Below are 23,853 nucleotides of genomic sequence, written 5' to 3' on the forward strand. Positions count from 1 at the left end.
ACGCGATACGTTTCACTGTGTCAGCTTTAGCTGAAACAAAAGTTGCAGGAGGCGTTATGCAGCAGCTCGATATGCGCTTACGCGCGTGTTACGACCACCTCTCGCCGCAGGAGCAGCGGGTGGCCGCCTTTATTCTCGATCACTTCGACGACCTGGTGAGCTACAACAGCGCGGAGCTTGCCCGCTTAAGCGGCGTGTCGAAAGCGACCGTCAGCCGCCTGTTTCGCCGGCTCGGTTACGACAACTTCAAAGCGATGCGCGATGAGCTGCGCACCCTGCGTCAGAGCGGGATGCCGCTGGCGGAAAGCCGCGAGGCGGTGCAGGGCAACACGCTGCTGGCGCGCCACTATAAGCAGGAGATGGCGAACCTGACCCAGTGGATCAACAGCCTTGATGCGGAGCAGTTTGCCGCCATTATCGCCGCCCTGAGCGCTGCCCGGCGGGTGGTGATTATCGGCTTTCGCAACAGCGCGCCGGTGGCGCTGCATCTGCGCCAGCAGTTATTGCAAAGCCGCGGGCAGGTGGCGGTGATGCCGCAGCCGGGGCAGACGCTGGCAGAAGAGATTGTCGATCTTACCGGGGAGGATATGGTGGTGATGGTGGCGTTTCGCCGCCGTCCGCGCGGCGTGCGTCCGCTGCTGGAGACGCTGCAAGCCCGCGGCGTGCCGGTGCTGGTGCTGAGTGAAGCGCAGGCCAGCGGGCTGAACGCCATTAGCCGCTGGCATATCGGCCTGCCGCTGGAGAGCGTCTCGGCGTTCGACAGCTACAGCAGTGCTATGAGCCTGGTGAATCTGCTCGCTAACGCGCTGCTGCACACCACGCTTAGCGAAGGGCGCCAGCGCATTCACACTATCGCTGCGCTCTATCAGGATCTCGACGAACTCGAACCGCGCTGATGCACTTTTTTAGTGCTTTCGCACCACGCTGATGACACCTCACGGGGCACGCTGTGCCCCTGATTTTGTGGTTTACCCCGCAGTCCCGTCCCCTCCGTCTATGGCACATTAGTTGCAGAAATAGCAAATAAGAACCTTTTGTTTCATTGACCGGATGAAGGACGTGCCAATGTTTGATCTCTCCCACAGTTCACAAATCAACCCGCCTCAACGCCTGCTGATGGGGCCGGGGCCGATCAATGCCGATCCGCGCGTGCTGCGCGCGATGGCGAGCCAGCTTATCGGCCAGTACGATCCGGTAATGACCGGCTACATGAATGAGGTGATGGCGCTCTATCGCGGCGTCTTTCGCACCGAAAACCGCTGGACGATGCTGGTGGATGGCACCTCGCGCGCCGGTATTGAGGCGATCCTTGTCTCCGCCATTCGCCCCGGCGACCGCGTGCTGGTGCCGGTGTTTGGCCGCTTCGGTCACCTGCTATGCGAAATCGCACGCCGCTGCCGCGCCGAGGTGCATACCATCGAGGTGCCGTGGGGCGAAGTCTTCACCCCGGATCAGATTGAAGAAGCGATCAAGCGCGTTAAGCCGCGCCTGCTGCTGACGGTGCAGGGCGACACCTCGACAACGATGCTGCAACCCCTCGATCAACTGGGCGAGATCTGCCGCCGCCACGATGTGCTGTTCTACACCGATGCCACCGCGTCGCTTGGCGGCAACCCGCTGGAGAACGACGCCTGGGGGCTGGATGCGGTCTCGGCCGGGTTGCAGAAGTGCCTTGGCGGGCCGTCCGGCAGCGCGCCGATAACCTTAAGCCCGCGCATGGAGGCGGCGATCCGCGCCCGCCGCTGCGTTGAGCAGGGGATCCGCACCGAGGCCCATGAGGATGGCAGCGAGGAGATGATCTACTCCAACTATTTCGATCTCGGCATGGTAATGGATTACTGGGGGCCGGAGCGTCTGAACCACCACACCGAAGCCACCAGCATGCTCTTCGCCGCCCGCGAATGCGCGCGCATTATGCTGGAGGAGGGGATGGATAACCTGATTGCCCGCCACGAACTGCACGGCCGCGCGCTGCTCGCCGGTATCCAGGGAATGGGGCTTGGCGTGTTTGGCGACATTTGCCACAAGATGAATAACGTGCTCGGGGTAGTGATCCCGCCTGAGGTGCACGGTGAAGAGGTGCGCCAGCGCCTGCTGAACGATTTCCATATTGAGATTGGCACCTCCTTCGGCCCGCTACAGGGCAAGATCTGGCGCATTGGCACTATGGGCTATAACGCGCGCAAAGATTGCGTCCTGCAAACCCTCACTGCGCTGGAAGCGGTGCTCAATCGCCTCGGTTTTCGCACCGTGCAGGGCGCGGCGATGCAGGCGGCCTGGGATGTCTATGAAGGAGCGCGCGCATGATAAGTCAGGAGGAGGCCGCCTGCGCCGCCGCTCGGGTAATGGCGCGCTGCGACGCGCTGGCGCAATTAAGCGAAAGCAGCGAGGGGCTGACCCGCGTTTATCTCTCGTCGGAGCATTTGCAGGCTAATGCGCTGGTCGCGCAGTGGATGCAGCAGGCGGGCATGAACACCTGGCAGGATGCGGTCGGCAATATCTGCGGGCGCTATGAGGCCGCGCAGCCGGGCGCGCAGGCGCTGCTGCTCGGCTCGCATCTCGACACGGTGCGCAACGCCGGGCGTTACGACGGTATGCTCGGCGTGCTGGCGGCAATTGAAGTGGTGGATGCGCTGAACCGCGCCGGGCTGCGCGGGGCGCAGGCGATTGAGATTATCGGCTTTGCTGATGAAGAGGGAACGCGCTTTAACATTGCCCTGCTCGGCAGCCGTGGACTGACCGGTAGCTGGCCCGCGTCGTGGCTTGCCTGCGAGGATGCGCAGGGAGTCAGCGTGGCGCAGGCGTTAGCCCTGGCCGGGCTGAGCGCCGATGCGATTTTTGCCGCCCAGCGCCCGGTGGCGGATTTCTCGGCCTACCTTGAGTTGCATATTGAGCAGGGGCCGGTGCTGGAGCAGGAGGATCTCGCCCTCGGCGTAGTGAGCGCGATTAATGGCGCGCACCGTCTGCACGCCCGCTTTACCGGCGAAGCGGGCCATGCCGGGACGGTGCCGATGCGCCATCGTCGCGATGCGCTGGCCGCCGCCGCCGAATGGCTGCTGTTTATTGAGCAGACCACCCAGGCCTTCGCGCCGGATATCGTTGCCACCGTCGGCACCTTGCAGTGCGAGCCCGGCGCGGTGAATGTTATCCCTGGCGCGGTAAGCCTGACGCTCGATATTCGCAGCCCGCAGGATGAAGCGCGCGACGCGCTGCTGCAACGCCTGCTGGCACAGGCGGAGGTGATTGCGACGCGGCGCGGCGTGAGTTTTAGCCATGAGATTTTTTATACCATTGCCGCCACGCCCTGCGATGAAGCTCTGCGTGCGCAGTTAAGCGACGCGGTGCGGGAAGTGCAGGGGCGCACGATGTTATTGCCGAGCGGTGCCGGGCATGACGCGATTGCCATTGCCGAGCGCTGGCCGTCGGCGATGCTCTTTGTGCGCTGTGCGGGGGGGATCAGCCACCATCCGGCGGAGAGCGTGACAGAGGATGATGTCGCCCAGGCGCTGCGCGCCTTCAGCCTTGCGGTCGGGCAGCTTATCGCGCGTCCTTCCGCCATTGCCTGATGGCGGCTGCGCCTTATCAGGCCTACAACACCCGGCTCACCCACGCATCGAAATCGTAGGCCCGATAAGCGTAGCTCCATCGGGCAATACAAACCCCATCTCTCTCAGGCACCTCACCCGTAGGCCCGATAAGCGCAGCGCCATCGGGCAATACAAACCCCCAGCTCACCCAGGCACCGCACCCGTAGGCCCGATAAGCGCAGCGCCATCGGGCAATACAAACACCCTCATCTCTTTCAGGCATCGCCCCACCGGGCGGTGCATTTGTGAACGTTTTGCTCTTTTTTGGTGCGCATCTTGCACGAAAACTGTGCACTCGCCGTTTTTCATCCTCTGAAGCGCTGCTTTTCCCGCTACTGCTGGCAAAAAATAAACATCTTTAAATCAATGTATTAACAAATATTTCAAAAATATAACTGAACCAATGATCTATTGGTTCGCAAATTGCTTAATAAACCCTGAGTGGCAGCAGGCATAAAAACTATAACTTGCTGTTATGAAATAAAAAGATAACGCAAAACGCGGATGAACCAATATGGAAAAACCCTCACGCTATCTGGCGAACTCCAGCACAGCGCTTGAACAGCTTCGTGGCCTTATCCACCAGTATGAGTCAACACCAGGGACTCCTCTGCCGACAGAGCGCGAGCTGGCTGAAATGTTTGGCGTCGGGCGGCGCGAGATCCGCCGCGCCCTCGACGTGCTGGAGGAGGAGGGGCGCATCTGGCGCAAGCAGGGTAAAGGGACCTTTACCGGCCCCACCGCGCCTGCCTCGCCCGTTGCGCTGCAGGGGCTGGTTCAGCAGACCAATATGCTGGAAGTGATGGAGTCGCGCTTACAGATTGAGCCAGGCCTGGCGCGGCTGGCGGCACTGCGGGCAAGCCCGGAGCAGCTGGCGCTGATGCAGCGCATGCTTGAGCGCATCGATAACGTCAGCGCTGAAGATCCGGATCTCAATGAACTGTGGGACAGCGCCTTTCACCGGGCGATTGCCGAAGCGGCGGGCAACCGCCTGCTGCTTGGCCTGTTCGACACCCTCGACGCCGTGCGCCGTGAGCCCGCCTGGCACCACCTGCGTGAGCTGGCGCGTACCCCGGCGAAGGTCGACCGCTATAACGATCATCATCACCGCATTATGCAGGCGATACGCGATCGCAAGCCGGCCGCGGCTGCTATGGCGATGCGCGAGCACCTGCTCGATCTGCAATACGCCCTGATCCAGGCCATCCACATTGAGGACGATATGCCATGACGACGATCCCGTTTCACGATCCCGCGCCGGTGCTGCGGATAACCAACCTGAAGGTGCAGTTTGCCGGATCGCCGGTCAGCGTATTAGATGGCATTTCTCTGAGCGTAAAACGCGGTGAGACGCTGGCGCTGGTGGGTGAATCGGGCTGCGGGAAAAGTATTACCTCGCTGGCGTTAATGGGGCTGCTGCCCACCAGCGCGCAGATTGTCAGCGGCGAGATGCACTTTCGCGACCAGGATCTGCGCCAGCTCGCCCCGCGTGACTATGCCGACCTGCGCGGCAACGCGCTGGCGATGATTTTTCAGGAGCCGATGACCTCCCTTAACCCGGCATTCACGTTAGGCGATCAGCTCAGTGAAGCGGTGATGCGCCACCAGAACGTCTCGCGCAGCGAGGCGATGGCGGCGGCGCTACAAATACTCGAAAAAGTGCAGATCCCCGCCCCGGAGATGCGCCTTAAAGCCTATCCGCACCAGCTCTCCGGCGGTATGCGCCAGCGCGTGATGATCGCCATGGCGCTGATTAATAACCCCCGGCTGCTGATTGCCGACGAACCGACCACTGCGCTCGATGTCACCATTCAGGCGCAGATCCTCGCCCTGCTCAACACCCTGAAGGCCGAGACCGGCACGGCAGTGTTGATGATCACCCACGATCTTGGCGTGGTGGCAGAAGTGGCGCAGCAGGTGGCGGTGATGTACGCCGGTCAGGTGGTGGAGCAGGGGAGCGTCGAGGCGATTTTTGCCGATCCGCAGCACCCTTACACCATCGGCCTGATGGGCTCGATTCCGTCCCTCGGCGCACGCAAAGGCCCGCTCTCCACCATTCCAGGTGCGGTGCCGCTGCCGGAAGCGATGCCGAAAGGGTGCCGCTTCGCCACCCGTTGTCCCTTTGCGCAGACGCGCTGCCATCAGGAAAAACCGACCTTACAGCCGCAGGGGCATGGTCACCTGGTGGCCTGTTTCCGCGCGCCCCTTGAACAGCATATCGCGCTGGGAGAAACCGCATGAGCACACCGATTCTTGAAGCCCACGATCTCAGCAAACGCTTTGCCGGGCCGTCGCGCCTCTTTGCGCCAAAACGGTATGTCACCGCCGTCGATCGCGTCTCGCTGACGGTTTACCCCGGCGAAACGCTGGCGATTGTCGGCGAGTCCGGCTCCGGTAAATCGACCCTCGGCCGCCTGTTGCTGCGCCTGCTCGCCGCCTCCGAAGGCGAGGTGTATTACCAGGGCGAGGCGATCACCCATGCCAGCGGCGCGCGCGTTAACCAGCTGCGCCGCGAACTGCAAATTATCTTTCAGGACCCCTTTGCCTCCCTCAACCCGCGCATGACCGTTGAGCAGATCGTCGGCGAGCCGCTGTGGCTGCACCAGAAGATGGGCAAAAGCGATCGCCAGCTACGCGTAGCGGAACTGCTCTCTACCGTCGGGCTGCCCGCCGCCTGGGCGCGCCGTTACCCCCACGAGTTCTCCGGCGGCCAGCGCCAGCGTATCGGCATTGCCCGCGCGCTGGCCTCGGGGCCGAAACTGCTGCTCGGCGATGAGCCGGTGTCGGCGCTCGATGTCTCGGTGCAGGCGCAGGTGGTCAACCTGCTGGAGAACCTCAAGCAGCAGTTTGGCCTGACGATGATTATTGTCGCCCACGGTCTGGCGGTGATCCGCCATATGAGCGACCGGGTGGCGGTGATGTATCTCGGGCAGATTGTCGAGATGGCAACGGTCGAAGAGATTTTCGATGCCCCGCTGCACCCCTACACCCAGGCGCTGATCGCCTCCGCGCCGCAGACGCAGCCAGGCCTTGAGCGGCAAACGCCGCTGTTGCAGGGCGATCTGCCTAACCCGGCCAATCCGCCGCAGGGTTGCCGTTTTCACACCCGCTGCCCCTATGTCAGCGATGAGTGCCGCCAGCTTGAGCCGATTAACCAGCTGCTCGACGGCGGTCGCCAGGTGGCCTGCCATCGCTGGCAGGAGATTAACCGCGATCGCAGCGTTATCCAGATTGCTCCACCTTCCGCCGCCTTCCTGCGCCGCCGCGCGCTGTTTGAACAGGCAGCCTCTCACTCGTCCCGTTAAAGGAAACAATAATGATTGTGCGAAATTCTCTGTTGACCATTCTGGGAAGCGTTATGTTGCTGGGCGCGGCGCTGCCGACCCACGCTGAAAGTGTGCTGAAAGTGGGCCTCGGCGCCGATCCCGATATGCTCGATCCGCATCTGGCGCGCACCTACTACGGGCGTTTTGTCTTTGCCTCGCTCTGCGATCGGCTGGTGGATGTCGACGCCAACCTGAAGGTGGTGCCGGGCCTCGCCACGGCGTGGACATGGAGCGAAGATGGCAAAACCCTGACCATGACTCTGCGCGAAGGGGTCACCTTCCACGATGGCGAGAAGTTTGACGCCGCGGCGGCAAAATATAGCCTCGATCGCGCCCTGACGCTGCCAGGCTCACTGCGCAAAAGCGAACTCTCCTCGGTGGAGTCTGTTGAAGTGACCGGACCGATGCAGATCGCTCTGCACCTGAAAACGCCGGACTCCGCGCTGCTGATGCAGCTCACCGACCGCGCCGGGGCGATGCTGGCACCGGAAGCGGCGAAGAAAGCCAATTTCGCCGCGCACCCGGTCTGCTCTGGCCCCTATAAATTCGACAGCCGCGTCGCGCAGGATCGCATTGTGCTGACCCGCTTCGATAACTACTGGAACAAAGGCGCGTACCACTTCGACAAAGTGGTCTATCTGCCAATCCCGGATGCCTCCGTGCGGCTGGCGAACCTGCGTGCGGGCGATCTCGATCTGACGGAAGGCGTTGCCGCCAGCGACGTGAAAACCGTGCAGAGCGACAGCAAGCTGCAACTGGCGAAGGTGACCGGCCTCGGTTATCAGGGCATTACGTTTAATATCAATAACGGCAAAGTACCGGCCAACGATCCGTTTAAAGATGCGCGTGTGCGCGAAGCCTTCTCGCTGGCTATCGACCGCGAGGCGCTCAACCAGGTGGTATTCGAGGGGCTTTATACCCCGGCAAACCAGGCCTTCTCGCCGGTCAGCCCGTATCACGTCAAGCTACCGGTTGCGCCGCGCGATGTGGAGAAAGCAAAAGCGCTGTTGCAGGCCGCCGGGGTGAAAACGCCGCTGACCGTCTCGCTGCTGGTGCCGAATAACCCAACCTCGCAGCAGGTGGGCCAGGTGCTGCAAGCGATGACCGCCGAAGCGGGCTTTAACATTAACCTGCAGATGACGGAATTCGCCACCCTGCTCGACAGACAGCAGAGCGGTGATTATCAGCTCAGCTTCTCCGGCTGGTCCGGCCGCCCGGATCCTGATGGCAGCATCTTTGGCTTTGTACACAGCAAAGGCGCACTCAACGATGGCCGCTACAGCAATGCTCAGGTCGATACATGGCTGACCGAGGCGCGGACGCAGAACGATCCCGCCACCCGCCAGGCGCTGTATGAAAAAGTGGTGAAACAGCTGCAAACGGATATGCCGATTGCCTACCTCTACTTTGAGCCGCGCCTGTTCGGGCTGAACAAAAAAGTGCAGGGCTTTACCCCTTACCCGGACGGCATTGTGCGTCTGGCGGGTCTGAGCTTCGCCAAATAACCCGTCAGCCGTAAGGAGAGACCATGCTGGAACTGATTTGCAAACGCCTGATGCTCGCGGTGCCAACCCTGCTGTTGGTGAGCATGATGGTGTTCGGGTTGCAGAAGCTGCTGCCCGGCGATCCGATCACCGCCATGCTCGGCGAGGAGCGCGATCCGGCGGTGATCGCTCATCTGCGCGCGGAGCTGAACCTGGATGCGCCGATTCCGGTGCAGTATTTCCACTGGTTGACCCGCGCGTTGCAGGGGGATCTGGGCGTCTCCTTACGTACGCAGGAGCCGGTGACCCATCTGATTGCCGCCAAGCTGCCGGTGACGCTGGAGATGTCGCTGCTGGCGATGATCATCGCGCTGCTGGTCGGCATCAGCATGGGCATCCTCGCGGCGGTGAATAAGAACAGCTGGATCGATCACGGCACCAACTTCGTCGCCATCTCGGGGATCTCGGTGCCGCACTTCTGGCTGGGGATTTTGTTAATCCTTATCTTCTCGGTCAATTTGCAGTGGCTGCCCGCTTCCGGCTTTGTGCCCTTTGCGGAAGATCCGCTGCAAAACCTGCGCACGCTGCTGCTGCCGTCGCTGGTGCTCGGCACTGGCCTTGCGGCGACGCTGATGCGCCACACTCGCGCGTCGATGATTGCGGTGCTGAAAGCCGATTACATCCGCACCGCCCGCGCCAAAGGGCTGTTACCGAAAGCGGTGATTATGAAGCACGCTTTTCGTAACGCGCTGGTGCCGGTGATCACCCTGACAACGCTGCTGTTCGGCGAATTACTCGGCGGCGCAGTGCTTACCGAGCAGGTGTTTACCATTCCCGGCTTCGGCAAGATGATTGTCGATTCCGTCTTCAACCGCGACTACGCGGTGGTGCAGGGCGTGGTGCTGGTGGTGGCAATCGGTTTTCTCGCCCTCAACCTGCTGGCCGACGTGCTGTATGTGTTGATCAACCCGAAAATGCGGAGCGAATAATGGCGGAACTCACCTCTGTCGGTGCGGCGGCTACGCTGCCGCGCAATGAAAACCGGGTGCTGAAGAAATTTCTCGCCAACAAAAGCGCGGTGCTTGGCGCAGTGATTGTCGGCATCTTTGTGCTTATCGCGCTGCTGGCACCGTGGATCGCACCCTTTGATCCGGTCAAAGCCGATTTTATGGCGGTGCGTAAAGCCCCCTCGGTGCTCCACTGGTTCGGCACCGATGAGCTGGGGCGCGATATTCTTTCGCGCATGGTATGGGGCGCGCGCACCTCGCTGCTGGCGGGCTGTGTCTCGGTGGTGATCGCCGTAGTGATTGGCGTGCCGCTCGGCCTGCTGGCCGGGTATTTTCAGGGCATGTGGGATGGGGTGATTTCGCGCTTTATTGAAGCGCTGCTCGCCTGCCCGTTTCTGATTATGGCGATTGCCCTCGGCGCGTTTCTCGGCCCAAGCCTGACCAACGCGATGATCGCCATTGGCCTCTCGGCGATGCCGATCTTTGCCCGCCTGACGCGCGGCCAGGTGATCGCCATTCGTAATGAAGAGTATATCGACGGCGCGCGGGCCATCGGCCTGCCGGACCGCTGGATCATCGTGCGCTATGTGCTGCCCAACGTGATGTCGCCGATTCTGGTGCAGGCCACGCTTGCCATCGCCTCGGCGATCATTACCGAAGCGAGCCTCTCGTTTCTCGGCCTCGGGCAGCAGCCGCCATACCCCTCCTGGGGCGCCATGCTTAACACGGCAAAAGGGTTCCTCGAGCAGGCGCCGTGGATGTCGATTTTTCCCGGTGTGGCGATCTTCCTCACCGTGCAGGGATTCAATTTACTCGGCGACGGGCTGCGCGACGCGCTCGATCCGCGCCACGACTAAGGAGTTTGCATGACTAAAGCGATTGATTTTAGCGTCGGTTACGCCTCACGCCGCGCACCGATGATTGGCCAAAACGCGGTGGCAACGTCGCAGCCGCTGGCGGCGCAGGCCGGAATGCGTATGTTGCAGCAGGGCGGTAACGCGGTGGATGCGGCGATTGCCGCGGCAATGGCGCTGACGGTGGTCGAGCCGACCGGCTGCGGTATCGGCAGCGATGCGTTTGCCATCGTCTGGGATGGCAAAGAGCTGCACGGGCTGAACGCCTCTGGCCGCTCGCCTGCCAGCTGGCATGCGGATCTCTTTGCCGGGCTTGAGGCGGTACCGGAGATTGGCTGGGATGCGGTGACGGTGCCCGGCGCGGTCTCCGGCTGGGTGGCGCTGGCAGAGCGCTTCGGCACGCTGCCACTCACCACGCTCGCGCAACCAGCAATTGAGTATGCCCGTAATGGTTTTCCCGTCTCGCCGCTGATTGGCCACCTCTGGCAGCGCGGCTATAACAAGTTGAAAGATCAGCCGGGCTTCAGCGAGTGCTTTGCCCCTGAAGGCCGTGCGCCGAAAATCGGCGAGATCTTCCGTAACCCGGCGCAGGCGCGCACGCTGGAGCTGATTGCCGAGACTAATGGTGAAGCCTTCTATCGCGGCGAGCTGGCGCAGAAGATCGCCGCCTTTGCAAAGCAGCACGGCGCGCACCTGAGCGAAGCGGATCTGGCGAATCATGAAGCCAACTGGGTTTCGCTGCTGTCGCGCGATTTTGCCGGTGGATCGGTGCAGGAGCTGCCGCCGAACGGGCAGGGGATTGCGACGCTGATTGCCCTCGGCATTCTCGAACAGTGCGATATTGGCCGTTACGATCCCGATTCGGTGCAGTCGCTGCACCTGTCGATCGAGGCAATGAAGCTGGCGCTGGCGGATCTCGATCGCTATATCGCCGATGAAGATCACCTTGAGTTCGCCGCTGATCTGCTGCTCAGCGACAGCTACCTGAAAACCCGCGCGGCGCTGATCGACCCCGATAAAGCCTCTGACTTTGTCTACGGTTCGCCGACGCAGAGCGGCACGGTTTATCTCTCCACGGCGGATGCCAGCGGCATGATGGTGTCGTTTATTCAGTCCAACTTTATGGGCTTTGGCTCGGGCGTGGTGGTGCCGGAGACCGGAATCAGCCTGCAAAACCGTGGCTGCGGCTTTGTGCTCGATCCGAAACACCCGAATGCGCTGGCGGGCAGTAAGCGTCCGTTCCACACCATTATTCCCGGCTTTGCGATGGGGGCAGACGGTAAGCCGCTGATGTCCTTTGGCGTGATGGGCGGGCCGATGCAGGCGCAGGGGCATATGCAGATGGCGCTGCGCATTATGCAGCACGGGCAGAACCCACAGGCGGCGATTGACGCCCCGCGCTGGCGCGTGGTGCGCGGGCGGGAGGTGATTGTTGAGTCGACCTTCTCACACAATGTGATCGCTGCGCTGCGCGATCGCGGGCATCAGATTACCGTTGAGGATCCGCAGGCGGGGTACAATTTCGGCGGCGCGCAGGTGATTTACCGGATGCCGGAGGGGCAGTATGTTGCTGCCACCGAGAGCCGCAAAGATGGGCAGGCATTGGTGAGTTAATGGGGCTCCGCTCCCGGGCATTAATACCGCGGCACCGACTGCCGGATGGCGGCATACAAACCAGCGCCGTTCCCGTAGGCCGGATAAGCGTGTAACGCGCCATCCGGCAATGGGCCTGGCATATGGCATGGGTGGAAGGGTTCCGTTCACCATGCGTGGCGGAGTTTCATTAACCTCTTATGCGGTGAACGGGACAAGGGAAGCGGCCGCGCTCCCCTTGTCAATCCCCGCGGCCCCGCGAGGAAATCGGTGCTGCGCACTGCGCTCACCTCCCGCGTGCCTGACTGCGGCCGGCTCGACTCGACTTACTCGTCCCATCCATGGGACTCGCCCCTCCGGGGCCAGCGCAAGCGCTGTTCAAAATTGCTCCCGGCAATTTTGTCCCTGTCTCGGTTCGCCTCTGTCCGCCATCCATGGCGTCCAGACCTTGTCATTCACGCTTCGGTTCGCCGATTTCAGCGGGGGTCAACACCGCCGCTGTAATACCGCAGGTAAAAGCAACGTTGGTGTCGCTTTAGGCTCGTTTTGGTAGGCCGGATAAGGCGTAGCCGCCATCCGGCAATCGGTGCCGCGGAGATATTGCCGGATGGCGCGTAAACGCTTATCCGGCCTACGGGAGGCATCACTCTAAGGTAAAGGGATCGGCGTCCTGCCAGGCGGGGAACTGGGTGCGGTACTCTTTCAGCGCGGTGAGTGACATCTCGGCGTCAATGCGCGTTGCAAGATGCGCGTCGGCGCTGGCGACGATCTCCCCTTGCGGGCTAATCACCCGGCTGTCGCCGCGATAGTGGTGACCATTCCCGTCGCTGCCAACCCGGTTACAGCCTGCTACCCAGGCCTGATTCTCAATCGCGCGGGCCAGCAGCAGCGACTGCCAGTGCAGGGAGCGCGGCGCAGGCCAGTTAGCGACATAGAGCAGCAGATCGTACTCATCGCGGTTACGTGACCAGACCGGAAAACGCAGGTCGTAGCAGACCAGCGGCATAATGCGCCAGCCGCGCCACTCGAATATCACGCGCGCTTCACCCGGCTGATAGTGGTGATGCTCATCCGCCATGCGGAAAAGATGGCGCTTATCGTAAAAATGCACCTCGCCCTGCGGCTCGACCAGCAAAAAGCGGTTCACCGCCCCGCGATCCGTTTGCAGCGCCGCGCTGCCAGCGATCAGCGCATTAGTCTGCCGCGCCTTGTCGCGCATCCAGCTAATCACTTCTTCCTGCGATAACGACCGCGTGGCGGCTTCCATCGCAAAGCCGGTGGTGAACATCTCCGGCAGGACAATCACATCGCGCCCGCTAATCCCTTCCAGTTGCACATCAAAATGGCGCAGGTTCGCCGGGCCATCCATCCACGCCAGCGGTTGTTGTAACAGCGTAATTTTTAATCCAGGCACAATTGCGACTCCCCTTCAGACAGCATCGGCACACTGTAGCACGCTAAAAAACGAAAAAAACCCGCAGGGTTGCGGGTTTTGTCGACGGAGGAGGGGAGCCGTCAGGCGCTTAGGCGGCTTCGGGCTTGCGCAGCTTTTCCGGCGTGTGGATCACCGGTTGTGTCGCCAGCGCATCCGGCTCAAAGTCATCAACGTTGATGGTGCGCAGACGGCTCGCTTCCGCTTTAATCAGCAGCGCCGCTTCATCCTGGTTAATCAGCCCGCTTGCCAGCGCCTGGTTAGCCAGATCGTCCAGGCGGGTAAACGGCAGGTTTTTACCCAGCGATTTACAGATGCGCTGATGAATCGGGTCGGCGGCCATTACATCAACCAGCGCCTCTTCCAGCAGCCCGACCGGGTTGTGCTCGCTCGGAGTCAGGTATTGACCGCGACCGATGCGCGAACGGGTAGCGTTTGGCGTTTGCAGGATCTTCGCCACTTTATGGTCAAGCCTGTCGGACGGCGCACGGTAGTGGCGGCCGGTCGGGAAGATGACAAAGCTCAGCATGCCCGCCACGAGACGGTTCGGGAAGTTCTCCAGCAGGTCGACCATCGCTTGCTCAGCCTGATAGAGCGCATCCTGCACGCCCCAATGCACCAGCGGCAGATCCGCTTCCTGGCGACCTTCATCGTCGTAGCGCTTCAGCACCGCTGAGGCGAGGAACAGCTGGCTTAACACATCACCCAGACGGGCGGAGATGCGTTCGCGGCGTTTCAGGCTGCCGCCGAGCACCGCCATTGAGATATCCGACAGCAGCGCCAGGTTGGCACTCAGGCGGTTCAGGTGCTGGTAGTAACGCTTAGTGGCATCCCCGGTCGGTGAGGCGCTGGTTAAACCGCGCGTCAGGCCGAGCCACAGGCTGCGCATCTCATTACTGCCGACATGGCCGATATGTTTAAACAGCAGCTTATCGAACGCATCCACGTCGTTATTCTGCGCGGCGGCCATCTCTTCCAGCACATACGGATGGCAGCGAATTGCCCCCTGGCCGAAGATCATCATCGTACGGGTGAGGATGTTAGCGCCCTCAACGGTGATGGCGATCGGCGCGCCCTGGTAAGCACGGGCGAGGAAGTTACCTTCGCCGAGCATAATGCCTTTACCGCCGGCAATATCCATCGCATCAATGATTGCCTGCTGACCACGGTGGGTACAGTGATATTTCACAATCGCCGACAGCACCGCCGGTTTTTCGCCGAGCATAATGCCGTAGGTGATCAGCGACGCCGCGGCGTCCATCACATAGGCGTTACCGGCAATACGCGCCAACGGCTCTTCGATACCTTCCATCTTGCCAATCGCCACTTTGAACTGACGGCGAATGTGGGCGTAAGCACCAATGCCCAGCGCGACCGATTTCACGCCGCCCGTTGAATTGGAGGGCAGGGTAATGCCGCGACCAACGGAGAGACACTCCACCAGCATACGCCAGCCCTGACCGGCCATTTTCGGGCCGCCGATGATGTAATCAATCGGTACAAAGATATCTTTCCCGCGCGTCGGGCCGTTCTGGAACGGAACGTTAAGCGGGAAGTGACGACGACCAATCTCCACGCCCGGCGTCGAGGTCGGGATCAGCGCACAGGTAATGCCCAGCTCTTCCGCACCGCCCAGCAGTTTGTCCGGGTCGGAGAGTTTAAACGCCAGGCCAAGCACCGTGGCAATTGGGGCCAGCGTAATGTAGCGCTTGTTCCAGGTGAGACGCATGCCGAGCACCTGCTCGCCCTGCCACTCGCCCATGCAGACCACGCCGGTATCGGGAATGGCACCCGCATCGGAACCCGCTTCCGGGCTGGTCAGCGCAAAGCAGGGGATCTCTTGCCCACGCGCCAGGCGTGGCAGGTAGTGATCTTTCTGCTCCTGCGTGCCGTAGTGTTGCAGCAGTTCGCCCGGGCCTAAGGAGTTAGGCACGCCGACGGTGATCGACAGAATGCCGGAGACGCCGGAGAGTTTTTGCAGCACGCGGGATTGCGCATAAGCAGAGAACTCCAGCCCGCCGTACTCTTTTTTGATGATCATCGCGAAGAAGCGGTGCTCTTTAAGATAAGCCCACAGCTCCGGCGGCAGATCGGCCATCTCATGGGTGATCTGGAAGTCGTTCGCCATGCGGCACGCTTCTTCAACCGGGCCGTCGATAAAGGCCTGCTCTTCTGCGGTCAGGCGCGGCTGCGGGTAGTTGTGCAGCTTTTTCCAGTCCGGGTTACCGCGAAACAGATCGCCTTCCCACCAGGTGGTACCTGCGTCGATGGCCTCTTTTTCCGTGCGCGACATCGGCGGCATCACTTTGCGGAAACCGCGGAAAACCGGCGCGGAAATAAAGGATTTACGCATCGGCGTGAAGTTGAGCGGCAGGAGAATAAGCGCCACCGGCACCAGCATCCAGAGAGACCAGAGGCCCGCCAGCCCAAGGGCTGTGGTCCATGCCAGCAGGATCACGCTGCTGAGCAGCAGATTAACGCGGTGATAGAAGAGCACACCGAGCAGAACGAGCGTTGCGACAATACTCAAAATCATCATAACGAAAAGCTCCCTTCTTGTAGGAGGTCTGACCACTTGTGATGTATTGTTTGTAGTGGATGTCATTTCTTTTAGCAATGTGTTTACAAAATAATTACAACCTGGTTCACATTGTTGAGGCCGTTTTGCGCACGGAAAATGAAAACGGCGGCGGGAGCGGCGGCTTTAGCTTCTCGGCTGAAAGCCTATCCGGTACACTGCGCAGTGTTATTTACATTTATGCTGAAGGATATCCTCATGTACCAGGATCTTATTCGTAACGAACTGAACGAAGCGGCGGAAACGCTGGCGAATTTCTTGAAAGATGAAGCCAATATTCACGCTATTCAGCGCGCGGCGGTGCTGCTGGCCGACAGCTTTAAAGCGGGTGGCAAAGTGTTGTCCTGCGGTAACGGCGGCTCGCACTGCGACGCGATGCACTTTGCGGAGGAGTTAACCGGGCGCTACCGTGAAAACCGTCCTGGCTACCCGGCGATCGCCATCTCTGACGTCAGCCATATCTCCTGCGTCAGCAACGACTTCGGTTACGACTATGTATTCTCCCGCTATGTGGAAGCCGTTGGCCGTGAGGGCGACGTGCTGCTGGGGATCTCCACCTCCGGTAACTCTGGCAACGTGATCAAAGCGATTGCCGCGGCGCGTGAGAAGGGGATGAAAGTGATCACCCTGACCGGTAAAGATGGCGGCAAAATGGCCGGCACCGCGGATATCGAAATTCGCGTTCCGCACTTTGGCTATGCCGATCGCATTCAGGAGATCCATATCAAAGTGATCCATATCCTGATTCAGCTGATCGAAAAAGAGATGGTTAAGGCGTAAAGCAGGCTTTTTATTTGCCCTGTTCAGCCTGGGCAGTGCTCAACGTTCCTGCGTCTGGCGCAGGTCATCGCTGCGCTGCCCGTGTCTGACGGGCGGCAACAATAACGCCTTCTCAGATTGAGGCGGTTGTGGAGGTGACTATGTGCGAACTGCTCGGGATGAGCGCTAATGTGCCGACCGATATCTGCTTTAGTTTTACCGGTCTCGTCCAGCGCGGCGGGGGAACCGGACCGCATAAAGATGGCTGGGGTATCACCTTCTACGAAGGCAAAGGCTGTCGCACCTTCAAAGATCCGCAACCAAGCTACAACTCGCCCGTCGCCAAACTGGTGCAGGAGTACCCGATTAAATCCTGCTCGGTGATTGCCCATATTCGCCAGGCGAACCGCGGCGAAGTGGCGCTGGAGAATACGCATCCCTTTACCCGTGAACTCTGGGGTCGCAACTGGACCTACGCCCACAACGGCCAATTAACGGGGTATAAATCTTTGCAGACCGGCAACTTCCGCCCGGTCGGTGAAACGGACAGCGAAAAAGCGTTCTGCTGGATGCTGCATAAGCTGACGCAGCGCTACCCGCGCACGCCGGGCAATATGGGGGCGGTGTTTAAGTACATTGCGACACTGGCGCTGGAACTGCGTGAGAAGGGCGTGTTCAATATGCTGCTGTCGGACGGGCGCTATGTGATGGCGTTCTGCTCCACCAATCTCTTCTGCATTACCCGGCGCGCGCCGTTTGGCGTCGCGAAGCTGCTGGATCAGGATGTGGAGATCGATTTTCAGCGTGAGACCACACCAAACGATGTGGTCACCGTGATTGCGACGCAGCCGTTAACGGCGAACGAAACCTGGCACAAGATTATGCCAGGCGAGTGGGCGTTATTTTGCCTCGGTGAGCGTATAGTTTGACGCCAGCTGCGGCTGCACGGAGGTCGCCAGCGGCTTGCTGACCACGTAGCGTCCATCCACGACCGCAACAATCGGCGGCTGGTGGGTGGCCGCGAAGTAGTCATACCCTGGCTTCAACTGCTTCCAGAAATCCGCGTAGGTCGAATATTTGTGACGCTGCATATTCGCATCGGTCATGCGGAACGGATAGATATTCACCTGCACGCTCGGCTGGCCAAAAATCAGCGCTGCGGTAACAAACTGGAAGATCTCATCAATGCCGGTATCCGTCATGGCGTAGCAGCCGATGGAGACGCAGGCACCGTGAATCATCAGGTATTTACCTTCATAACCGTGGGCGCGGTCAAAGTTGTTCGGAAAGCCAATATTGATAGCCTTATAGAAACGGCTGTCCGGCTTGAGCTGGCTGCGCTGTACCGAATAGAACCCCTCCGGGCTTTTAAAATCGCCCTGACGGCGTTTAGGCCCAAGGCCGCCGGAGTAGTTGCAGATTTTATAGCTGTCGAGCAGCTGATACTGTTCGCCCATCTTGACGTAGAGATCAAGGGTGCGCTCTTCTTTGAAGATCTGAATATAGACCGGTGACCCCATCAACTGCTGTTTAAAATCTTTGCTTACCGGCTTAGTGGCACTGTTGCTGCCAACCAGGCCAGCAAAGGAGACGCACGGGATCAGAAGCATCGCAATGAACAATGCGATTTTGCGCATACAACGTGTTTCCTTGATAAAACGGATACGACTTTGCCAGAACGGCAAAAGATGCCCAGAATTCGGACAATTCTGTTTTGAGCGCTAACCTTAGCACTCCGACATTTTTTCGCAAGCCCCGAATAGCGGTGATTCCGCGCCCGTCGATCCTGTTGATTGTCTTTTCGCCATCGCACAAAAAGTGTTCTGTTTTGCCTTTCAACCACCTGCGCAATTTGGCGACGGCTATTATGAAAGTAAACGCTGAGAATTAAACAGCAGATTGCCCTCTTTTCGGCGGTTTCTCGGGTGGCTTCTCATTTGCCTGAAACGTGCTGTATACTTATCCAGTGTTCTGTGAGGGTGTACGCATGCGCAAAATCATACATGTCGATATGGACTGCTTTTTCGCGGCGGTAGAGATGCGCGACAACCCGGCCCTGCGCGACATTCCGATTGCCATTGGCGGCAGCCGCGTGCAGCGCGGCGTCATCAGCACCGCCAACTACCCGGCGCGTAAATATGGCGTGCGCAGCGCGATGCCGACCGGGATGGCGCTAAAACTCTGCCCGCACCTCACACTGTTACCCGGCCGTTTCGACGCCTATAAAGAAGCCTCCCGCCAGATCCGCGACATCTTCTCGCGCTACACCTCACTGATTGAACCCCTGTCGCTGGATGAAGCCTATCTTGATGTTACCGACAGTCCGCACTGCCACGGCTCTGCAACGCTGATGGCGCAAGAGATCCGCCAGACCATCTTTAATGAGACGCAGCTTACCGCCTCGGCGGGCATCGCGCCGGTGAAGTTCCTCGCTAAAATCGCCTCCGATCTCAACAAGCCCGACGGGCAATATGTGATCACCCCGGCGGAGGTGCCGACCTTTCTGCGCACGCTGCCGCTGAGCAAAATCCCCGGCGTCGGTAAAGTCTCAGCGGCCAAGCTGGAGACCCTGGGGCTGCGCACCTGCGAAGATGTGCAGAAGAGCGATCTCGCCATGCTGCTTAAGCGGTTTGGCAAGTTTGGCCGCGTGTTGTGGGAGCGCAGCCAGGGGATCGATGAGCGGGAGATCAGCAGCGAGCGGCTGCGAAAATCGGTCGGCGTCGAGCGCACGCTGGTTGAGGATATTCATCAGTGGGAGGAGTGCGAGGCGATTATCGAGCGGCTCTACCCGGAGCTTGAGCGGCGGCTTTCGGTGGTAAAACCGGATCTGCGCATCGCCCGCCAGGGGGTGAAACTGAAGTTCAACGACTTTCAGCAGACCACCCAGGAGCATGTCTGGCCGTGCCTGAATAAAGAAGATCTGCTCGCCACCGCGCGTCAGGCGTGGAATGAGCGACGCGGCGGGCGCGGCGTCCGTCTTGTCGGCCTGCATGTCACGCTGCTCGACCCGCAGCTTGAGCGGCAACTGGTGCTCGGGCTGTAACCCTACCAGAATTTGCGGTGGTAATTTCCCGCCCGCTTCTCTATCATCCCCGGCGTTTATTCATTCCCTGTTAACTGCAAAGGAGGTTCACCATGACACACCATGCCCTGATTTCTCTTTGCAGACCTCTCCAGGCTTAATTTCTCCAAAACTTGCCCCTGGTTTCGTCTGCCAATTCCTTTTATTTCTCTACATATGGATTGGTATATGGGCAACTCTGTTTGTCATATCTCAGACGCGATCTCCTATATTGCGTCGGAAAACCTGTGGATCGAAGGTTCAGCGATCCAACAATTACACACCACTGCGGCACTGCCGGGTATGACGCGCGTCGTCGGCATGCCGGATCTTCACCCCGGCCGCGGCTACCCGATTGGCGCGGCGTTTTTCTCCACCGGGCGTTTCTACCCGGCGCTGGTCGGGAACGATATCGGCTGCGGCATGGCGCTGTGGCAAACCGACCTGGTACGGCGCAAATATAACGCCGATAAGGTCGAAAAACGTCTCAGCGCGCTGGGCGATAGCGCCTCTGCCGACTGGCTGGATGAGGCGGTGCCGGATGCGTGGCAAAACCACCCCTGGCGCGCCGCGCTGGGATCGATTGGCGGCGGCAACCACTTTGCCGAGCTGCAACAGGTCGATAGCGTGACCGATGCGGCGCTGTTTGCGCAAAGCGGCCTCGATGAGCAGCGCCTGCTGTTACTGGCCCACAGCGGTTCACGTGGGCTGGGGCAGCAGATTTTGCGCCGCCACGTCGATGCCTTCTCGCACGCCGGGCTGGTGGAGGGGAGCGACGCGGCTCGCCACTATCTTGCCGAGCACGATGACGCGCTCAACTTTGCCCGCATCAACCGGGCGCTGATTGCGCGGCGCATTCTCGATCATCTCAACGCCGATGGCGAAGCGCTGCTCGATGTGGCGCACAACATCGTCGAAGCCTGCACCGTGGGCGGTGAAGCCGGTTGGCTGCATCGCAAAGGGGCGACGCCGGACGGGCAGGGCCTGGTGGTGATCCCAGGTTCACGCGGCGATCACAGCTGGCTGGTGATGCCGAAAGTGAGCGAGGTGAGCCTCTATTCGCTGGCGCACGGCGCGGGACGCAAATGGATGCGCACCGAGTGCAAAGGGCGCTTGTCCGGGAAGTTCACCCCGGCACAGCTGGCACGCACGCCGCTCGGCAGCCGGGTGATTTGCCGCGATCGTCAGCTGATCTATGAAGAAGCGCCGCAGGCGTATAAGTCGGTTGAGAGCGTGCTTGAGTGCCTGGTCGACGCCGATCTGGTGACACCGGTTGCGCGGTTGCGCCCGGTGTTAACACTGAAAGTGAGCGGAGGGGCGGGCGAATGAGACTGTTGCAACTCTCCTCCGCGCAGGGGCCTGATGAGTGCTGCCTGGCAGTGGGTAAAGCGTTAGCGCGGCTGATGGAAGAGGCTGAGGCGCAAAAGGTGTCGCTGGCGGTGATCGAAACGGAAGCGGCGCGCCAGCCGGGCGCCTACCGCTCGGTGTTGGTCTCACTCGATGGCGAAAATGCGCAGGCGTTGAGTGCGCGCTGGTGCGGCACGGTGCAGTGGATCTGCCCGAGCCCCTATCGCGCCAATCATGCACGGAAGAACTGGTTTATCGGTGTGGCGGAGTTTATTCCGCAGGCGGCCTTGCAGGATAGCGCCATCCGCTTTGAGACGCTGCGCTCATCCGGGCCGGGCGGCCAGCACGTGAATAAAACCGATTCCGCCGTGCGCGCCACGCATATTGCCACCGGTATTAGCGTAAAAGTGCAGTCGGAGCGCAGCCAGCACGCGAATAAGCGGCTGGCGATGCTGCTGATTTCACACCGTCTGGAGCAGGTGCAGGATGACGAGCGCGCGGCGCTTAAGTCGGAACGCAGGCTGTTTCATCATCAGATAGAACGCGGCAACCCGGTGCGCACCTTTAAGGGGCCAGGGTTTAAAGCGCAATAAAAGAAGGAAAATGTCCGCGCCGGGCGGCGCGGACAGCAGGCTTATTTAGCCGGGATAGATTTCAGCAGTTCGGTCAGCAGGGTCCAGTAGTGGCCCACGCTTTCGATATGCACTTGCTCATCCGGCGAGTGCGGGCCGGTAATGGTCGGCCCAATCGACACCATATCCATCTCCGGATAGGGCTTTTTGAACAGACCACACTCCAGACCGGCGTGGATAATCTGAATGTTCGGCATCTTGTTGAACAGACGCTGATAGGTTTCACGCACCAGCGCCATCACCGGCGACTGGGCATCCGGCTGCCAGCCCGGGTAGCCGCCCTTCGGCGCAGTTTTCGCACCGGCCAGCGCACCCAGCGATTCCAGCATGCTTACCACGTAATCTTTACCGCTATCGATCAGCGAGCGGATCAGGCAGATGATCTCAGCGCTGTCATCCTGCAACGTGACCACGCCGACGTTCAGCGAGGTTTCCACCACGCCTTTGGCGACGTCGGAGTTGCGAATCACGCCGTTCGGCGTGGCGTTCAGCAGGCGAACAAAGGCATCGCGCGACTGCGCGGTCAGCGCCGCTTTGTCGCTGCTTACGCTATCGACCAGCACCACCAGATTCTTCTCTTTCGCTTCCAGCTCGTTTTTCAGGATCGCCTGGTACTCATCCGCCAGGGTTTTCAGCTGTGCGGCTTTATCCGCCGGCAGGGCGATCACGGCGAACGCTTCGCGCGGAATGGCGTTACGCAGCGTACCGCCGGTGAAGTCGAGCAGACGCAGATCCAGCCCGGCGGCGTGCGCGGCGAGGAAGCGCGCCAGCAGTTTGTTGGCGTTGCCCAGACCTAAATGGATATCGGCGCCGGAGTGGCCGCCTTTCAGCCCTTTCAGCGTCAGTTTGACGGTTTCAAAACCGGCAGGTACCGCTTCGCGGGTCAGGGGCAGGGTAGTGATGAAATCGATACCGCCCGCGCAGCCCATATAGATCTCACCCTCTTCTTCAGAGTCGGTGTTGATCAGGATATCCGCCTGCAACCAGTTGGGTTGCAGACCGAATGCGCCATCCATGCCCGCTTCTTCAGTCATGGTCAGCAGCACTTCCAGCGGGCCGTGTTGCACGGTGGAGTCTGCCAGCACCGCCAGCGCAGAGGCCATACCGATGCCGTTATCCGCGCCAAGCGTGGTGCCGCGCGCTTTTACCCATTCGCCGTCAACATAGGGGCGAATCGGGTCTTTGGTGAAGTCGTGTTCTGTGTCGTTGTTTTTCTGCGGCACCATATCGAGGTGCGCCTGCAGCACGACCGGCTTGCGGTTTTCCATCCCGGCGGTGGCCGGTTTGCGGATCAGGATATTGCCCACCTGGTCGCGCTCTGCGTGCAGGCCTTGCTCTTTCGCCCAGCCCATAATGTGTTCGGCGAGCTGTTCTTCATGGTAAGACGGGTGCGGAATAGAGCAGATTTTGGCAAAAATATCCCACAGCGGCTGCGGAGATAGTTGAGACAGTTCAGACACGATGAGTCTCCTTAAAAGCGCCTGCGAACAGGTTGCGTGCAGGTCGCGGGTTAGATAAACGAATCGCAAGACCCTCTTGCGAGATGCGGTTGAGAATACCACTTTATGGCGACAGCGCGAGCACGGGATTGGGGAAAAAGCGGCGGCGATGCCGGGTAACACTGGTTTTTAGCGCGTCAGATCTCTATAATCTCGCGCAACCTATTTCCCCCTCGAACACTTTTTAAGCCGTAAAACACAGGCTGGGACACTTCACATGAGCGAAAAATACGTCGTCACCTGGGACATGTTGCAGATTCACGCCCGCAAACTTGCTGCCCGTTTAATGCCTTCAGAACAGTGGAAAGGCATTATCGCCGTAAGCCGTGGCGGTCTGGTTCCAGGCGCGCTGCTGGCGCGTGAACTGGGTATTCGTCATGTCGATACCGTTTGTATCTCCAGCTATGACCACGACAACCAGCGCGAACTGAAAGTACTGAAGCGCGCGGAAGGCGACGGCGAAGGCTTTATCGTGATTGACGATCTGGTGGACACCGGCGGTACCGCCGTGGCGATCCGCGAAATGTACCCGAAAGCACATTTTGTCACTATCTTCGCCAAGCCGGCCGGTCGCCCGCTGGTGAATGATTATGTGATTGATATCCCGCAGGATACCTGGATTGAGCAGCCTTGGGATATGGGCGTAGCCTTCGTTCCGCCAATCAGCGGCCGTTAATCCCCCCTGTTGTACACA

Annotated in this window: 20 protein-coding genes; 16 read left to right on the forward strand and 4 right to left on the reverse strand. The window is 60.2% G+C overall.

Annotation, left to right across the window (positions count from 1 at the left end; all coding sequences use genetic code 11):
- Window positions 1-56: 56 nt before the first annotated feature.
- From ABIC80_RS21225 to ABIC80_RS21270, 10 genes are all read left to right on the forward strand, one after another.
- Window positions 57-896, forward strand: coding sequence for a MurR/RpiR family transcriptional regulator (locus ABIC80_RS21225; RefSeq protein WP_124969601.1), 840 nt, complete (start codon window positions 57-59; stop codon window positions 894-896).
- Window positions 897-1,065: 169 nt separating this feature from the next.
- On the forward strand, window positions 1,066-2,307 hold the full coding sequence (locus tag ABIC80_RS21230) for a pyridoxal-phosphate-dependent aminotransferase family protein (protein WP_429178481.1): 1,242 nt from the start codon (window positions 1,066-1,068) through the stop codon (window positions 2,305-2,307).
- Entirely contained in the window at window positions 2,304-3,566 is a 1,263-nt protein-coding gene (hpxK, locus tag ABIC80_RS21235) for an allantoate amidohydrolase (protein WP_429178482.1), read from the forward strand. The genes ABIC80_RS21230 and hpxK overlap by 4 nt, the downstream gene beginning before the upstream one ends.
- Window positions 3,567-4,101: 535 nt before the next feature.
- Window positions 4,102-4,818 carry a FadR/GntR family transcriptional regulator gene (locus tag ABIC80_RS21240; protein WP_023479491.1) on the forward strand — a complete coding sequence of 239 codons (717 nt, stop codon included), beginning with the start codon at window positions 4,102-4,104 and terminating at the stop codon, window positions 4,816-4,818.
- Complete coding sequence (locus ABIC80_RS21245) at window positions 4,815-5,828, forward strand: ABC transporter ATP-binding protein (RefSeq protein WP_023479460.1); 1,014 nt, start codon at window positions 4,815-4,817, stop codon at window positions 5,826-5,828. The genes ABIC80_RS21240 and ABIC80_RS21245 overlap by 4 nt, the downstream gene beginning before the upstream one ends.
- Window positions 5,825-6,892, forward strand: a complete 1,068-nt coding sequence (locus tag ABIC80_RS21250) for an ABC transporter ATP-binding protein (RefSeq protein ID WP_023479459.1) — start codon at window positions 5,825-5,827, stop codon at window positions 6,890-6,892. Before ABIC80_RS21245 ends, ABIC80_RS21250 begins: the two co-directional genes overlap by 4 nt.
- Before the next feature lie 11 nt (window positions 6,893-6,903).
- Window positions 6,904-8,418, forward strand: coding sequence for an ABC transporter substrate-binding protein (locus ABIC80_RS21255; RefSeq protein WP_429178483.1), 1,515 nt, complete (start codon window positions 6,904-6,906; stop codon window positions 8,416-8,418).
- 23 nt (window positions 8,419-8,441) lie between these two features.
- Entirely contained in the window at window positions 8,442-9,386 is a 945-nt protein-coding gene (locus ABIC80_RS21260; protein WP_023479449.1) for an ABC transporter permease, read from the forward strand.
- Window positions 9,386-10,261, forward strand: coding sequence for an ABC transporter permease (locus ABIC80_RS21265; protein WP_200135565.1), 876 nt, complete (start codon window positions 9,386-9,388; stop codon window positions 10,259-10,261). The genes ABIC80_RS21260 and ABIC80_RS21265 overlap by 1 nt, the downstream gene beginning before the upstream one ends.
- A gap of 9 nt (window positions 10,262-10,270) precedes the next feature.
- Complete coding sequence (locus tag ABIC80_RS21270; RefSeq protein ID WP_429178484.1) at window positions 10,271-11,872, forward strand: gamma-glutamyltransferase family protein; 1,602 nt, start codon at window positions 10,271-10,273, stop codon at window positions 11,870-11,872.
- Window positions 11,873-12,494: 622 nt separating this feature from the next.
- Here the strand turns inward: ABIC80_RS21270 and ABIC80_RS21275 are convergent.
- Both ABIC80_RS21275 and fadE read right to left on the reverse strand, forming a co-directional pair.
- Window positions 12,495-13,265 carry an amidohydrolase gene (locus tag ABIC80_RS21275; protein ID WP_200580892.1) on the reverse strand — a complete coding sequence of 257 codons (771 nt, stop codon included), beginning with the start codon at window positions 13,263-13,265 and terminating at the stop codon, window positions 12,495-12,497.
- A 109-nt stretch (window positions 13,266-13,374) separates the two neighbouring features.
- Entirely contained in the window at window positions 13,375-15,822 is a 2,448-nt protein-coding gene (gene fadE / locus ABIC80_RS21280; RefSeq protein ID WP_312605400.1) for an acyl-CoA dehydrogenase FadE, read from the reverse strand.
- A gap of 237 nt (window positions 15,823-16,059) precedes the next feature.
- On the opposite strand from fadE, the gene lpcA reads away from it, so the two are divergent.
- Together lpcA and ABIC80_RS21290 are read left to right on the forward strand one after the other, a co-directional pair.
- A complete protein-coding gene (gene lpcA, locus ABIC80_RS21285; protein WP_023479022.1) occupies window positions 16,060-16,641 on the forward strand; it encodes a D-sedoheptulose 7-phosphate isomerase in 582 nt (193 codons plus the stop codon).
- A 140-nt stretch (window positions 16,642-16,781) separates the two neighbouring features.
- On the forward strand, window positions 16,782-17,549 hold the full coding sequence (locus ABIC80_RS21290) for a class II glutamine amidotransferase (RefSeq protein WP_023478998.1): 768 nt from the start codon (window positions 16,782-16,784) through the stop codon (window positions 17,547-17,549).
- On the opposite strand, the gene dpaA is transcribed toward ABIC80_RS21290, so the two are convergent.
- Window positions 17,520-18,257: a peptidoglycan meso-diaminopimelic acid protein amidase gene (gene dpaA / locus ABIC80_RS21295; RefSeq protein WP_023479016.1), complete on the reverse strand. Its 738-nt coding sequence runs from the start codon at window positions 18,255-18,257 to the stop codon at window positions 17,520-17,522. The two genes, ABIC80_RS21290 and dpaA, sit on opposite strands and share 30 nt — an antisense overlap.
- A 350-nt stretch (window positions 18,258-18,607) precedes the next feature.
- Between dpaA and dinB the strand changes: the two genes are divergently transcribed.
- The 3 genes from dinB (at window position 18,608) to prfH (ending at window position 21,621) form a co-directional block, all read left to right on the forward strand.
- Window positions 18,608-19,663, forward strand: a complete 1,056-nt coding sequence (gene dinB, locus ABIC80_RS21300) for a DNA polymerase IV (protein WP_429178485.1) — start codon at window positions 18,608-18,610, stop codon at window positions 19,661-19,663.
- 207 nt (window positions 19,664-19,870) lie between these two features.
- Window positions 19,871-21,010 (forward strand): RNA ligase RtcB family protein, encoded by a 1,140-nt coding sequence (locus tag ABIC80_RS21305; protein ID WP_429178486.1) that lies wholly within the window; start codon window positions 19,871-19,873, stop codon window positions 21,008-21,010.
- The gene (gene prfH / locus ABIC80_RS21310) at window positions 21,007-21,621 is read left to right on the forward strand and encodes a peptide chain release factor H (protein WP_139965588.1); all 615 of its coding nucleotides are present in this window, start codon (window positions 21,007-21,009) and stop codon (window positions 21,619-21,621) included. Before ABIC80_RS21305 ends, prfH begins: the two co-directional genes overlap by 4 nt.
- Before the next feature lie 41 nt (window positions 21,622-21,662).
- On the opposite strand, the gene pepD is transcribed toward prfH, so the two are convergent.
- Window positions 21,663-23,120 (reverse strand): cytosol nonspecific dipeptidase, encoded by a 1,458-nt coding sequence (gene pepD, locus ABIC80_RS21315; RefSeq protein WP_263753190.1) that lies wholly within the window; start codon window positions 23,118-23,120, stop codon window positions 21,663-21,665.
- 256 nt (window positions 23,121-23,376) lie between these two features.
- Between pepD and gpt the strand changes: the two genes are divergently transcribed.
- Window positions 23,377-23,835, forward strand: coding sequence for a xanthine phosphoribosyltransferase (gpt, locus tag ABIC80_RS21320; RefSeq protein ID WP_023478997.1), 459 nt, complete (start codon window positions 23,377-23,379; stop codon window positions 23,833-23,835).
- Window positions 23,836-23,853: the final 18 nt, after the last annotated feature.

This window comes from Kosakonia sp. 1610 (assembly GCF_050435845.1).
Taxonomy (GTDB): Bacteria; Pseudomonadota; Gammaproteobacteria; order Enterobacterales; family Enterobacteriaceae; genus Kosakonia; species Kosakonia cowanii.

Bases quoted from the DNA above. Each gene is read 5' to 3' on its own strand.
- gpt (WP_023478997.1), top strand. From the start codon at position 23,377: ATGAGCGAAAAATACGTCGTCACCTGGGACATGTTGCAGATTCACGCC.
- ABIC80_RS21270 (WP_429178484.1), top strand. From the start codon at position 10,271: ATGACTAAAGCGATTGATTTTAGCGTCGGTTACGCCTCACGCCGCGCA.
- ABIC80_RS21230 (WP_429178481.1), top strand. From the start codon at position 1,066: ATGTTTGATCTCTCCCACAGTTCACAAATCAACCCGCCTCAACGCCTG.
- ABIC80_RS21240 (WP_023479491.1), top strand. From the start codon at position 4,102: ATGGAAAAACCCTCACGCTATCTGGCGAACTCCAGCACAGCGCTTGAA.
- fadE (WP_312605400.1), bottom strand. From the start codon at position 15,822: ATGATGATTTTGAGTATTGTCGCAACGCTCGTTCTGCTCGGTGTGCTC.
- ABIC80_RS21260 (WP_023479449.1), top strand. From the start codon at position 8,442: ATGCTGGAACTGATTTGCAAACGCCTGATGCTCGCGGTGCCAACCCTG.
- lpcA (WP_023479022.1), top strand. From the start codon at position 16,060: ATGTACCAGGATCTTATTCGTAACGAACTGAACGAAGCGGCGGAAACG.
- ABIC80_RS21225 (WP_124969601.1), top strand. From the start codon at position 57: ATGCAGCAGCTCGATATGCGCTTACGCGCGTGTTACGACCACCTCTCG.
- ABIC80_RS21250 (WP_023479459.1), top strand. From the start codon at position 5,825: ATGAGCACACCGATTCTTGAAGCCCACGATCTCAGCAAACGCTTTGCC.
- hpxK (WP_429178482.1), top strand. From the start codon at position 2,304: ATGATAAGTCAGGAGGAGGCCGCCTGCGCCGCCGCTCGGGTAATGGCG.
- ABIC80_RS21245 (WP_023479460.1), top strand. From the start codon at position 4,815: ATGACGACGATCCCGTTTCACGATCCCGCGCCGGTGCTGCGGATAACC.
- ABIC80_RS21255 (WP_429178483.1), top strand. From the start codon at position 6,904: ATGATTGTGCGAAATTCTCTGTTGACCATTCTGGGAAGCGTTATGTTG.
- dpaA (WP_023479016.1), bottom strand. From the start codon at position 18,257: ATGCGCAAAATCGCATTGTTCATTGCGATGCTTCTGATCCCGTGCGTC.
- ABIC80_RS21265 (WP_200135565.1), top strand. From the start codon at position 9,386: ATGGCGGAACTCACCTCTGTCGGTGCGGCGGCTACGCTGCCGCGCAAT.
- ABIC80_RS21290 (WP_023478998.1), top strand. From the start codon at position 16,782: ATGTGCGAACTGCTCGGGATGAGCGCTAATGTGCCGACCGATATCTGC.
- prfH (WP_139965588.1), top strand. From the start codon at position 21,007: ATGAGACTGTTGCAACTCTCCTCCGCGCAGGGGCCTGATGAGTGCTGC.
- ABIC80_RS21305 (WP_429178486.1), top strand. From the start codon at position 19,871: ATGGGCAACTCTGTTTGTCATATCTCAGACGCGATCTCCTATATTGCG.
- dinB (WP_429178485.1), top strand. From the start codon at position 18,608: ATGCGCAAAATCATACATGTCGATATGGACTGCTTTTTCGCGGCGGTA.